General features: G+C 42.6%; 12 protein-coding genes. 3 read left to right on the top strand and 9 right to left on the bottom strand.

Going from position 1 to position 12964, the window contains the following annotated elements; translation table 11 throughout:
- The first annotated feature begins 27 nt into the window (after positions 1 to 27).
- A complete protein-coding gene (locus C6344_RS15120; RefSeq protein WP_008342152.1) occupies positions 28 to 1008 on the top strand; it encodes a glutaminase in 981 nt (326 codons plus the stop codon).
- 31 nt (positions 1009 to 1039) lie between these two features.
- Positions 1040 to 2455 (top strand): alanine/glycine:cation symporter family protein, encoded by a 1416-nt coding sequence (locus C6344_RS15115; protein WP_060595463.1) that lies wholly within the window; start codon positions 1040 to 1042, stop codon positions 2453 to 2455.
- 39 nt (positions 2456 to 2494) lie between these two features.
- Here the strand turns inward: C6344_RS15115 and C6344_RS15110 are convergent, their stop codons facing one another.
- The 5 genes from C6344_RS15110 to C6344_RS15090 all read right to left on the bottom strand — a co-directional run bounded on the left by C6344_RS15110 (position 2495) and on the right by C6344_RS15090 (position 7492).
- The gene (locus C6344_RS15110) at positions 2495 to 3355 is read right to left on the bottom strand and encodes an alpha/beta fold hydrolase (protein WP_060595462.1); all 861 of its coding nucleotides are present in this window, start codon (positions 3353 to 3355) and stop codon (positions 2495 to 2497) included.
- Between the two features lie 243 nt (positions 3356 to 3598).
- Positions 3599 to 3937, bottom strand: a complete 339-nt coding sequence (locus C6344_RS15105; RefSeq protein WP_034664284.1) for a DUF4288 domain-containing protein — start codon at positions 3935 to 3937, stop codon at positions 3599 to 3601.
- A 130-nt stretch (positions 3938 to 4067) separates the two neighbouring features.
- Complete coding sequence (locus tag C6344_RS15100; protein WP_058015219.1) at positions 4068 to 4433, bottom strand: VOC family protein; 366 nt, start codon at positions 4431 to 4433, stop codon at positions 4068 to 4070.
- A gap of 101 nt (positions 4434 to 4534) precedes the next feature.
- Positions 4535 to 5917 carry an amino acid permease gene (locus C6344_RS15095; RefSeq protein ID WP_060595461.1) on the bottom strand — a complete coding sequence of 461 codons (1383 nt, stop codon included), beginning with the start codon at positions 5915 to 5917 and terminating at the stop codon, positions 4535 to 4537.
- Positions 5918 to 5983: 66 nt separating this feature from the next.
- Positions 5984 to 7492, bottom strand: a complete 1509-nt coding sequence (locus C6344_RS15090; protein WP_060595460.1) for a class I adenylate-forming enzyme family protein — start codon at positions 7490 to 7492, stop codon at positions 5984 to 5986.
- A 262-nt stretch (positions 7493 to 7754) separates the two neighbouring features.
- On the opposite strand from C6344_RS15090, the gene C6344_RS15085 reads away from it, so the two are divergent.
- Positions 7755 to 8192, top strand: coding sequence for a MarR family winged helix-turn-helix transcriptional regulator (locus C6344_RS15085; protein ID WP_060595459.1), 438 nt, complete (start codon positions 7755 to 7757; stop codon positions 8190 to 8192).
- Between the two features lie 192 nt (positions 8193 to 8384).
- On the opposite strand, the gene C6344_RS15080 is transcribed toward C6344_RS15085, so the two are convergent.
- The 4 genes from C6344_RS15080 to C6344_RS15065 all read right to left on the bottom strand — a co-directional run bounded on the left by C6344_RS15080 (position 8385) and on the right by C6344_RS15065 (position 12854).
- Positions 8385 to 9518, bottom strand: coding sequence for a zinc-dependent alcohol dehydrogenase (locus C6344_RS15080; RefSeq protein WP_106037056.1), 1134 nt, complete (start codon positions 9516 to 9518; stop codon positions 8385 to 8387).
- A gap of 150 nt (positions 9519 to 9668) precedes the next feature.
- Positions 9669 to 10691 carry a quercetin 2,3-dioxygenase gene (locus C6344_RS15075; protein ID WP_060595457.1) on the bottom strand — a complete coding sequence of 341 codons (1023 nt, stop codon included), beginning with the start codon at positions 10689 to 10691 and terminating at the stop codon, positions 9669 to 9671.
- A gap of 80 nt (positions 10692 to 10771) precedes the next feature.
- Entirely contained in the window at positions 10772 to 11335 is a 564-nt protein-coding gene (locus C6344_RS15070) for a TetR/AcrR family transcriptional regulator (protein ID WP_034664477.1), read from the bottom strand.
- Positions 11336 to 11372: 37 nt separating this feature from the next.
- The gene (locus C6344_RS15065; RefSeq protein ID WP_189313038.1) at positions 11373 to 12854 is read right to left on the bottom strand and encodes an amidase; all 1482 of its coding nucleotides are present in this window, start codon (positions 12852 to 12854) and stop codon (positions 11373 to 11375) included.
- Positions 12855 to 12964: the final 110 nt, after the last annotated feature.

Below are 12964 nucleotides of genomic sequence, written 5' to 3'. Positions count from 1 at the left end.
TTTTTGATTTTTGATTGGAGGAATCGTATGAAAACAGCAATTTCTAATAATACACAACACGCATGCCAGTCTTCTGTTGATCAATGGGCAGAAGAAATACGTCCGTATTACAAAAACGGGCAGAATGCTGGCTACATTCCAGCACTCGGAAAAGTGAATTCCTCTCAACTTGGTATCAGCGTGATAGGCCCAGATGGATCATCTGTACGATATGGTGATTGGGACGTTCCCTTTACCCTGCAAAGTATCTCAAAAGTCATCAGCTTTATAGCTGCCTGTTTAGGAAGAGGCGTTCCTTACGTCTTGGACCGGGTAGATGTAGAGCCAACTGGTGATGCATTTAATTCCATCTACCGCCTTGAGATGCATAAACCGGGGAAGCCCTTTAATCCAATGATTAATGCTGGAGCTATTACCGTATCCTCCATCCTTCCCGGAAAGACTTCTACAGAAAAGCTAGCATATATTTTCGATTTAATCGAAAACTTAATAGGAAAGCGTCCATCTGTTAATGAAGAGGTTTATCAATCAGAATGGGCAACTGCGCACCGCAACCGTGCTCTTGCTTATTACTTAAAAGAAACCAATTACTTAGAATCAGATGTCGAGGACACATTAGAAGTGTATTTAAAGCAATGTTCCATCGAGGTCACAACTGAGGACATCGCCTTGATTGGACTAATTATTTCAAGTGATGGCTACCATCCCTTTAAACAAGTCCAAGTCATCCCAAAAGATATCGCAAGACTAACAAAGGCATTGATGCTGACATGCGGCATGTATAATGCATCAGGTAATTTTGCTGCTTTCGTAGGCGTACCAGCCAAAAGTGGTGTGTCTGGAGGAATTATGGCTTGCGTTCCGCCAAGCGCAAGAAGAGAATTCCCGTTTCAGACAGGCTGTGGAATCGGTATTTATGGTCCCGCCATTGACGATTGTGGAAATAGTATTACCGGTGTCATGATGCTGAAAAAGCTCGCCAAAGAGTGGGATCTCAGTATTTTTTAAAGAAATAGGATGAATTAGAAGAGGTGATGTTATGAATGGTTTATTAACAACAACAAATGGTTTTCTATGGTCATATATTATTGTTGCACTATTAATTCTTGTCGGCCTTTATTTCACATTCAGGTCTCGTTTCCTTCAAGTGCGTATGCTTAAGGAAATGGTGATCGTTCTGAAAGAAGGAACAAATAAACAAAAATCTGGCGTATCACCATTCCAAGCCTTTGCTATTAGTATGGCGGCTCGGGTTGGAACTGGGAACATTACTGGGATTGCGATCGCAATTGCCATGGGTGGTCCTGGCGCTATTTTTTGGATGTGGATCCTAGCCATTATCGGTTCCGCGTCAAGCTTTGTTGAAAGTACGCTTGCCCAAGTGTATAAAGTAAAAGATGCATCAGGCTTTCGCGGTGGTCCCGCTTACTATATTGAAAGAGGCTTAAAGAAACGCTGGATGGGGATTTTGTTTGCTGTATTAATCACCATTTCTTTCGGTATTGTCTTTAATGCTGTACAGTCGAACACCATTACCATTGCTTTTGAAAATTCATTTGGCACAAATCGTTTGGTCGTAGGCGTCATTATGGCTATTGGATTTAGTATCATCATTTTCGGCGGGGTCAAAACGATTGCCAAGATGGCAGAATACATTGTGGTCTTCTTAGCTGTCGCATATATTGGTATTGCTCTTTTTGTCATGATTACAAACATTACTGAACTGCCTGGTGTTGTCCATACTATTATTTCACATGCATTCGGTATTGAGCAGTTTGCAGGTGGTACGATGGGTGCCGTCATTATGGAAGGAATCAAACGGGGTCTATTCTCAAACGAAGCAGGGATGGGTAGCGCACCAAACGCTGCTGCAGCTGCCGTGACGAGCCACCCTGTGAAGCAAGGACTGATTCAAGCATTTGGTGTCTTAATTGATACCCTGATTATTTGTACAAGTACTGCCTTTATCGTCCTTTTCTCAAGTGCATATAAAACGACAAAATTAACAGGTATTGAGCTCACTCAAGCATCTTTGAGTGAACACATCGGTCCTTGGGCTTCTGGTGTTCTTGCCATTATGGTTTTCTTATTTGCGTTTAGTACGCTGATCGGGAATTATTACTATGGGGAAACGAACATTGAGTTCCTTAAATCAAGCAAAGCATGGTTGATTGGATACCGTATTGCGGTAATTGTCATGGTTTTATTCGGTGCTGTAGCAAGTGTTCCTTTTGTTTGGAATCTTGCCGACCTGTTTATGGGGTTAATGGTCATCGTCAACCTCATTGCCATTACCATGCTGTCTAAAGTCGCCTTTGCAGCATTAAAGGATTATTCACGGCAGAAAAAAGAGGGGAAAGATCCAGTCTTTTATAAAAATGCCGTTCCAAACAATGAGAACATTGAATGCTGGGACGACGAACCTGCTTCGTTGAAAAAGAATCATATCGGATAAATCACAAAAGCTCTGGTCGTCTGACCAGAGCTTTTTTCTTTAGTTCAAAAATTCGAGTATGAGTTTGTTCACCACTTCTGGCTTTTCATGATTGATCCAATGAGATGCATCATCGACAAAAATCAGCTGACCATTTGGGCAAATCTTCATCGATTCCTTCGCCAGCTTTCTGCTTAAAAACTTGTCCTCCATCCCCCAGATCATGCGAACAGGTACTAAAATGCGTTTAGATATCGGCTTTTCAAAGCCGCCTTTTTTGATGGCGCGGTACCAATTCAGCATTGAGGTCATGGCACCTGGCTGCGTCCAAGCCAGCTTATATCTTGATACATCTTCTTTTGTAAATAGGTGTGGTCGTGCAGACAGCCCAATGGCTTCATCCAGCCGTTGGTAGTGATTTTCTTGAAGTGCTGCCTCTGGCACATTCGGAAGCTGAAAGAAAGCGATATAGGAGCTTTTCTTCCACTGCGGGGGATAAAACGGAAGAACCTTCATCATGACCCGCGGATGCGGCATGTTGACAATGATTAATTTCTCTACATATTGAGAACGTGTGGATGCCAAATGCCAAGCAACTGCTCCGCCCCAATCATGACCACCCACAATCGCCTTTTGATTCGGACTAAGCGTCTTAATCAGCCCTACGATATCATCTCTCAGTTGATCTAATACGTAGGATTCGATTCCTTCTGGCTTATCACTTAGATGGTAGCCCCTTTGATCAGGAACGACGACACGATAGCCTGCCTCAGCGAGGGGCATGATTTGGTTCTTCCAGCCGTACCAGAACTCAGGAAACCCGTGCAGCAGTACAAGCAGCGGGCCATTCTCAGGTCCAGCCATTGCTGTGTGAAGTGTTACACCATTTGTTTGGATCGATTGAAATTCAATTTGCTCCATCCCTTTGCCACCCTTCTCCTTGTTCTTTTATTCTTCCAACATAGCATATTTTCCATTTTTCAGAAAATAAAAACACTCCCAAAAAAACCTTCACAATAGTGAAGGTCTTAGAATTTTGACCAAGGATCCTTGAACAGCGAATTGGTGTCTTATTGCGAAAGAAACAGAGAAGATATGTATTTGTGCTAAATGACTAAATAACTAAAAAAGCAGACTCTAATCAGTCTGCTTTTTTTACGATTTTTATTTATCTAGAGAATATTTTTCTATTGCTTCTTTTGGAGATATTTCTTCATCAAATGAAAGATAACGACAATACACTTCACTTAAGTGAAGTGGTTCTTCTTCTAAATTGTCTACAAGTTCAAATATATCTAGGATTGCTACTAATTTTTTTGTTGTTTGTCCGTAATCCCCATTTCCAAATGTTTCTTCTGGAAAACTTTTTTCTATAATTTTTTTAACTTCATCTTGATCTTTTGCTTTGATTAATACGATTCTTTCTTCAAATATCTTATCAGGTCTAACTTTGGGAGACGGTATGGATTCAAACAATAATTTTGCTGAAAAGAGATCATACATAGATTTATCACCTGGATATTCAATAGATTTAAGGTAAATATAAGGGAATAGTTTTTTGAGGTTGCTGTGTCCACAATCATTTTTTATTTTTATATCATTGCATGATCTTTATTTAGCTCTTTGTCTTCATCTATTTCATATAATTCAGCACCCAGATCAACCCATTTTTGCGGTCCTGTACTTGTCCGTGAAGTGCGCCAAAGAACGTATCCTGTAATTCGACCAGTACATCTCCATCAGCTTCTAGCGCTTCATATACAGCCTTTAGTTCTTCTTCATTGTCAAACTGCATAATCAATCTGAGATGTTCGGGCTTTGGTGTGCGGCCAAACGTATCTGAAAAGTGAAGCAATGATTCTCCAAGGTGAAGTTCCGCATGCAACACACGGTCTTGATGTTCATTTAAAATATGAATATCTCCGCCAAAAATTCCTTGATAATATTGAAGAGATTCCTTCACATCGTCTACCACAATATAAGGACTAACGCTAATCATACCCTTCATCCTCCTCTTGTTTCCGTCCATCTTCTCTTTTATAGCTTATCCCAAATCGTATGAAAAAAGGCACAAATCGTCAACGGATTTGCACCTTTTTCTCATGAAGCTTTCGCTAATTCACTATGTTTGTTTGAATACGCTGCGTACATGACGACACCGATTAACAGCCAAACACCAAAGTAAAGCCACGTCCGGCCTGGTAAGTTGAGCATAAGGAACAAGCAGCAGCCCATTGAGATAATCGGCAAGACCGGCACAAATGGAACCCGGAATCCCCTCTCAAGCTGCTGATGTGTCTTTCTCAAAATGAGCACAGATAAACTCACCATTGCAAACGTCAATAAAGCACCGATATTCGCTAAATTCGACAAGTCCTTTAAATCAATAAACCCTGAAATAACAGCTGTCATGCCGCCAATCATCCATATGCTTGCAACAGGCGTATCGCTTTTGTTTGTTTTCGAAAACACTTTAGGCAAAAGACCGTCTCGGCCCATCGCATAGGCAATTCGAGTTGCTGCATAATTATTGGCGAAAATCACAGCCATCAATCCAATGACCGCACCGACAGAAATAATACCGGCTACGCTATTTTGATGTACACTTTGCAGCACATAGGACATAGCCTCTGTGACATTCAGTTTTGTATAGTGCACCATACCTGTCATGATCAAACAAACGACAATGTAAATGATCGTGCAAATGAGTAATGAGCCAATAATGCCAATTGGCAGATTCCGCTGCGGATTTTTCACCTCTTCCGCAGAAGCAGAAATCGCATCAAATCCTAAAAAGGCAAAAAATACAGCAGCAGCACCGGCAATGACGCCTTCTGCACCAAATGGCATGAACGGCTGCCAATTGGATGGCTGTACATAAAACCCGCCTACTACAATGAAAAGAACAATAATACCGAGTTTCACAAACACCATGATATTATTGAATTTTTTACTTTCCTTCGTTCCTCTAGATAAGATCCACGCAATCAGTAAGGCAATGATAATGGCTGGCAGATTCATATATCCGCCTTGTTCTGGCCCCGCTAAAAATTGATGGGGAATCGAAATGCCAAACCCCTCAAGCAAGCTGTTGAAATAACTCGACCAGCCACTGGCGACAGCTGAAGCAGTCAGCATATAAACGGACAATAAAGTCCATCCCATTAGATGCCCGACAAGCTCACCCATCGTTGTATATGAATAAATGTATGCACTGCCGAATACAGGCAGCGCTGAAGCCATTTCTGCATAGCAAAGTGCTGCCAAACTGCACACAATCGCTGCAATGGCAAAGGAGAAAATGACAGCCGGTCCTGCATCCTTAGCCGCTGTAATTCCGGTTAACACCATGACCCCCGTGCCGATCACTGCCCCTATACCGAGGAGCGTGAGATCGAGCCCGCCCAGCGTTCTCTTTACCTTTTGCTGCCTGCTCTGTTCTAACAAATCGTGAATGTGTTTCTTACGAAGAATATGTCGCAAACCCTTTCCCTCCAAAACGTTAGAAAAACAAAAAATCATTCAAATTTCATTATAGCAGAATAGGTACTACGCATTCACAACCAATTCACGTAAATCTTTCTTCATGATTTTACCAAGCTTGTTTTTTGGCAGCTCCTGTGTGAAATGAATGGAGGGCACTTTGTAATCTGCCAAACGTTCCTGGCAATAGTTCACCACATCTTCTTCGGAGAAATCGGAGGATTCGTCTTTTACGATATACGCACTTGGCACTTCCCCATATAATTCGTCCGGTACCCCGATGACAGCTGACTCAATCACACCTGGAATTTGTTCAATAATCTCTTCTACTTGGTCAGGATAGATATTATCCCCGCCGTACAGAATCACATCTTTGTATCTGCCTGTGATGAAAAGAAAACCGTCTTTATCTAGATAGCCTGCATCCCCCATATGGAACCAGCCATCTTTCAGCACCTTCTCAGTAGCGTCAGGCTGATGATAGTAGCCTAGGAAATAAAATGGACTTCTCATGACGACTTCGCCAATTTCTCCTGCTGGCAATGTCTCCTCTGTCTCAGGATGCACGATTTTCACATCTACATCCGCATCCACTTTACCGGCAGAGCCCATTTTATCCTCACCCATCGCTGGATGCCACGCACTGACAATCCATGCTTCCGTACTTCCATAGCCATGCATCATCTGAATGCCTGCTTCTTTGTAATCTTTAATTAAGCGTACCGGCACCTTCGTACCGCCAGAAATCGCAATTTCAAAAGATGAGAGATCGTACGAACCGCGTTTCATTTCTTCTAGCATGTACGTGTAAGCTGATGGGAAAGCCATCATGAACGTAATTCTTTCTTTCTCAATCGTTTCTAAAATGCGTTTCGGTGTTGCATCATGTAAGAAGACAAGCGTATACCCTTCAATCGCAGCTGCGATCAGATGATTAATTGAACTCATATGATACAGCGGATGACTCGCCAAGTACCGTTTTCCTTTCAGATCAAATCCTCGATTCCCATGTCTTGTTAAAAATTGATAAATTCGTCCATGCCCGACCATACAGCCCTTTGGATTGCCCGTTGTTCCAGAAGTGAATAAAATCATCGCTAAATCCTCTTCTGATACCTCATCAGCAAGATGACTTCCATCATTTGAAGCCAAAATGTCTTCAAACAGCTGGGTTGTTTTCGCATTGGCACCGGATTCCACCATCAGACAATCTTCTAAAGACACATTCACTGCCGCAATGATGTCACGGAATTCACGGTCAAAAAATAAAGCCTTTGGCTCTGCTTTTTTCAAAATACCTTCCAGCTCAAAAGAAGTAAGCTGCCAGCTAAGCGGAACTGCGACTGCACCTGCTTTGATGGCTGCCAGCATAATCGTTGAAAAGTGATGATGGTTTTGACAAATAAAGCAAACGCGGTCTCCTTTTCGAATCCCCTTTTGATATAAGTAATGAGCGAGCTGGTCAATGCGTTTTGCATATTCTTCAAATGTATAAGACACACCCCCGCCAGTTACCGCTTCAATTTGTGAAGAGCGTTCCATTCTGTCGTTAAGTAATGCCTGTAAAGTATTCAATATCTTCATCTCCAAACGTTTGATTTACAATAGCCAATTTCCAGTGAATGGGGTTGGCAGATTTTATCTCATTCACATTCTAAAATAAAACCAGCTGAAAGTAAAATCATTTCATTTTGGAATTGTTCTTTATATTAATTGATAATATAGGTAATTTTATAGCCGTCTTCCATTTTGGTTTAAATGATGATAACTATTATGATAAGATAGACCTAGTAATTGATCGGAAAATGCGAACGCAATAGGAAAAGAGGTATGGAGAATGCAACATTTCGAGCTAGAGGCAAGTTTATTAGACCATGCGCTGACAAAGTATTTAAAGGCGACGAAGCAAATAGATGAAGAGAACATCCCGAAAAACGTCACGAATGTGAAAGGGTTTATTTTACGCATCATTTATCGCCATCAATCATGTACTGTGAAAAATATTCTGCAGGAAGTTTCATTATCTCCCTCTGCAACAACAACCGCTCTCAATCACTTAGAAGATGAAGGGCTGATTATCCGCTCTCGAAATAATAATGACCGCCGCACTGTATGGATTACACTCTCTGAATCAGGTGAACAAATCGCAAAACAAATGATCGACAACCGCCAGCTGCTTGTCAATCAGCTGTTCAACCATCTTTCAGAAGAAGATAAAAAAACATTTTTTGAATTAATCGAAAAAATGATGGACGAGCACACATTAAAGGCTTAGGAATACTCCTAAGCCTTTAGATTTTTTGACAAAGGGCTAAAATGCCCTTTGTCTTCTTTTCAGCGTGATAGAAAACCTTTGCAGCCCTAGGAAGGACGAGTACCGGAGCGGAGCGAATTTACATTCGTGAGTACCGGCACGCAGGACTGACACCGAATGCGAGGGTTTGTCTACATGCTGAGGGCCTTCTTTTTATGGCTTTAAGATGACCTTTATACAATCATCCTGTTTTTCGTTAAATATGTGATACGCATGAGCGGCATCATCTAATGGCAATTGATGTGTGATGATCGCTCTAGGATCAATTTCACCGGTTGTCACTTTTTGATAGAGCTTTGACATGTAGCCTCTCGCCGGAGCCTGTCCCATTTTCAGGGTGACGTTTCTTGCGAAAAAGGCACCTAATGGGAACATATTGTATAGGCCGCCGTACACACCCGTCATCTGCACCGTTCCACATTTACGGACGGCTTTTGTAGCAATTTGAATCGGTCCGATCGTTCCACCTTGCAGCTTGAGTTTCTGCTCAATTTTTTCAAGCGGTGACTTCTTCCCGTCCATTCCCACACAATCGATCACAACATCGGCTCCACCCTTGGTGAGCTCCTTTAACGTTTCTCCCATGTCGGGATCTTCTGTAAAATCAAATACTTCTACGCCGCTCATCCGTTTTGCATGTCGCAGACGGTAATCAATGTAATCGACCGCAATCACACGTTCTGCCCCTTTTTGCCATGCAAATTGCTGCGCCATTAACCCAACAGGTCCACAGCCTAACACAATGACCGTATCACCTTTTTTCACACCTGCGTGCTCCACGCTCCAATAGGCAGTTGGAAGAACATCCGATAAGAACAGTAATTGTTCATCCTCCAGCTCACAATCATCTGGGATCTTAAACGGGGTGTAATTTCCAAAAGGCACGCGTAAATACTCTGCCTGTCCTCCAGGATAATTCCCATATTTCTCACTATATCCAAAAAGCCCACCCGAATCGTAGTGCGGGTTTGAGTTGTCGCATTGACTTTCTAAATGATGATGACAATATTGGCATTGACCACATGCAACGGTAAATGGAATAACGACACGATCTCCCTTTTTTACTACCGTGACATCCGGTCCAACTTCCTCCACAATCCCCATTGGCTCATGCCCAATCACATAGCCGATTGGAAGCGGGAAGTTCCCCTGATACAAATGTAAATCAGATCCACAAATTGCTGTTGATGTAATTCGTATGATCACATCTTCCCGATCTTGAATAGATGGCGCATCTACTTTCTTCACTGCAATGCTATTTTTTCCTTGATAAGTAACAGCTCTCACATGCATTTCCTCCTTTAGCGAAAATCATCTGTACATAGCTTCACCTGGAATGGATGGTTCATGCATCAGATCAGGAATATTTGAAAAACAAAAAAGCCCGTCGATGGGTTCGACAGGCGCTTATTCAATCATGTGTAACGCGTTACATATTTATCCTTTTTCGACAAAAACCAAATCATATTGAGAGGAAGTCTCTCGATCGATCATCAAGTTCCCTTCTTGAATAAAATAAGGACATATACTCGGGCTTTGTGATTCTTCAAACTGCTCATACAACTGCTCAATCTTTCCAGGGAGCAGTAAAAGCAAAAATTTATTAGAATGGGAAACGAATTCATAAGAATGAATCGTATCCGGCGGTATATAGGCAAAATCACCCGGCATCAGGCAAATATCCTCTCCGTTCAATTGAAGGTTCATTTTTCCTTCAACGCAATAGAGTGCTTCTGTATGTACTTGATGATAATGCGGAGGAAAATACTTTCCCTTCGCGCCTTCAATCACAAAATGGCTGAACCCGCCTCCAGTTGTTTCTGTTGTTGCGATCAGCTCATGAAGCTGACCATCCACGATATATTGCTTCCCTTCACCAGCCTCTAATACATAGGGCTGCACCGCCTGAGGGAGCTGACTATGAAATAAAACGGAGGGCTTGGTTGTATTTGATAGCTGCCGGATACCATGCATCAATATGAGATCGCTTTCTTTTTCAGCTTGTTCAAAGCTGGCTGCATCGAAAGCATGATCAGTCATCAGCCATTCGTTCTGCTGAAGCCTCTTCCCAATTTGCTGATAGACATCTGTCATTTGTCCGCCCAACGTATATGAAATAAACCTTGTTTTGTGACTATGCATTCTGTAGCCATGAATCGTTTTAGGCGGGATATGAATATAATCGAAGGCTGTGACCATATATTTTTTACCGTCCAGTATCACTTCAAGCTTTCCTTCCAGCATGAAAATGGTTTCAAATAAGTGCTCATGACAATGAAGTGGAAAATAAGCTCCTTTCCCACCTGTGATTAAGACAAGCTCAAACAGCTGATTCGTTTGATTTGCTTCTGCCAGTACATGAACAAGCTGATTTTCCAGCCCATACAGCTTCCCTGATCCAGACACGGTATAAAAATAGGTATCCTCGGATTGCTTGATTGATTGCGGTTGCTCCGACATCCCATCACTCCTCATGACTAATTGACTATCTTTATTATATAGACCAATTGATATAATAGATAGACAATATGCGAGAGATTTTACTCTTCTCGCATAAATAAGTGTCTAAGGTAACACTTTACGTGTTCTAACGGGGTCGTTTGTTTGAGTGCTGTGGTCATCGATAGACCCCCAATCACCATTGAATGAAGGAGAGAAGCCAGCTCATCCGCTTTGTTTTCTTCATATCCGCTGTTCATTAGCTTTTCTTTCACAAGCTCTTGCCAGCGGATCATTTCTTGTTTGCATGCAGCATGAAGCTGCGTATGTTCTGGCTTGGATTCTGCCGCCAGCAAGACAATCGGAATCCCTCTTTCACTTTCTTGCTCCATAAATCCCCGAATGATGTTTGTCATAAAACGGTCGATGGCGATATAAGGGTCATCCGAATAGGCAAAACTTTCTTCAATTCGATCGATGACCTTTTGACTAATATATTCAACGGCTGCTATGGCTAGCTCTTCTTTTCCGTTTGGAAAGTAATAATAAAGAGATCCTTTAGGGGTGCCGCTCTCTCTAATAATTTGATTCAATCCTGTCGCATGATACCCCTGTTTTCGTAAAAGAAGTGCAGCCGTTTGAATGATTCTGTCCTTCGTACTCACGTGTGACACTCCTTTCCCTCCATAGACAAATGTCGTTTCAACGTATGATTTGATTTGTTCCTTTCCAAATCGAGGATGTCTCCATTTCTGCTGCAAGCCGAAGCAGCCAGTCCTCTTTTCCCTTTGGTGCTGTCACCTGTACCCCTAAAGGCATGCCCGCTTCAGTGAGATGAACAGGAACACTCATAGAAGGCTGACCCGTTAAGTTGGCAAGCTGTGTAAATGGTGTGTAGGTCAGACTCTTTAAGAACATGTCATAAATGAGATCCTGCTGCGCTTGCATTGAGAGGGATGACACACGTAAAAGTTCAGTGATTTCCTCTTTCGAATGCATCAGCTCACCAACCTTTGGAGCTGAATAGGCAGTAGCTGGTGTCACAAAAAGATCGTACGTTTGATGAAATGATGCCATTTGTGCAGCCGCCATATCCCACGCATCAAGACTTTCTGTATAAGCAGCAGCGGTCACATTCTTGCCAGCCTCCGCCAGCACCCATGCGACGATGTCCGTTTCCTCCGGATTGACTGGACGTCCTAATGAACGAGCCAAGGACGTGAATAATGCAGACATTTCTCCGCTGTTCATGACGTAGTATTGCTGCATTAGATGGATCCCGTCAATTGCCGGCTTCGCTTCTTCTACTTGGTGCCCTTGGTCACTCAGCCATTTCACTGTTTGCTGAACCGCCTGCTTCGCTTCCTCACTAACCTTCGTACCTACTGGAGATTCTATACTGTAAGCAATTCGCATAGAAGATGTACATTTCACTAGATCTTCTTGATAGCTGCCGTCGTATAACGGCGTTTGGAAAGCCGCTTCAGGCTGAATGACTTGAAGCAGATCAAGAAGGGCTGCACTGTCCCGCACTGTTTTTGTGAGTGTAAAATCAATGGAAGCCCCTTGCCACTGCCTTCCTGCGCCTGGTCCTACCGGCGTTCTTCCTCTCGTTGGTTTGAGACCGAACAAACCTGTAAAGGATGCTGGAATCCGAATGGACCCACCGCCATCACTTGCTCCACCAGCCGGTACGATGCCGCTTGCAACAGCTGCTGCCGTCCCGCCGCTTGAACCGCCAGGGGAATAGTCAGGATGCCAAGGGTTCCTCGTTGGACCATGTAAAGAAGGTTCTGTTACATTCCTTAAACCGAATTCTGGTGTGTTTGTATGCCCCATCATGAGAAATCCAGCCTGCTTCAATCGATGGACAAAGTGGGAATCCGTTTTTGCCTTTACATCCTTTAACAATGCAGCACCTGCTGTCAGCGGTTCATTTTCCATCCCTTGCGATATATTTTTCAGTACAAATGGAACGCCCGCAAACGGCTGATTCGTATGTAATGTCTTGATTTCTTTTAATACTTGATCTTGTCTTGTCTGAATCACCGCATTTAGTTCAGGATTGACCTCATTCAATCTAGCAAATGCAGCCTGTACAAGCTCGTCTGGCGTTACCTGCTTCTTCCGTACAAGTGCTGCCAAGCCAGTCGCATCATACGTCATATACTCTTTTACGTTCATCAGCATATCCTACTTTCTCTTATTATGATCTCTCTATTGTCTACTAGATTTGTATGAATTTCAATTTAAGGTTACTTGTAAAAAAACTTTCTGACAAACAATATGATTCT

Source organism: Bacillus sp. GBSW19 (genome assembly GCF_002998655.1).
Lineage (GTDB): Bacteria > Bacillota > Bacilli > Bacillales > Bacillaceae > Bacillus.
Note: the sequence above shows the minus strand (reverse complement) of the source record. Positions and strands in the feature narration are given on the sequence as shown.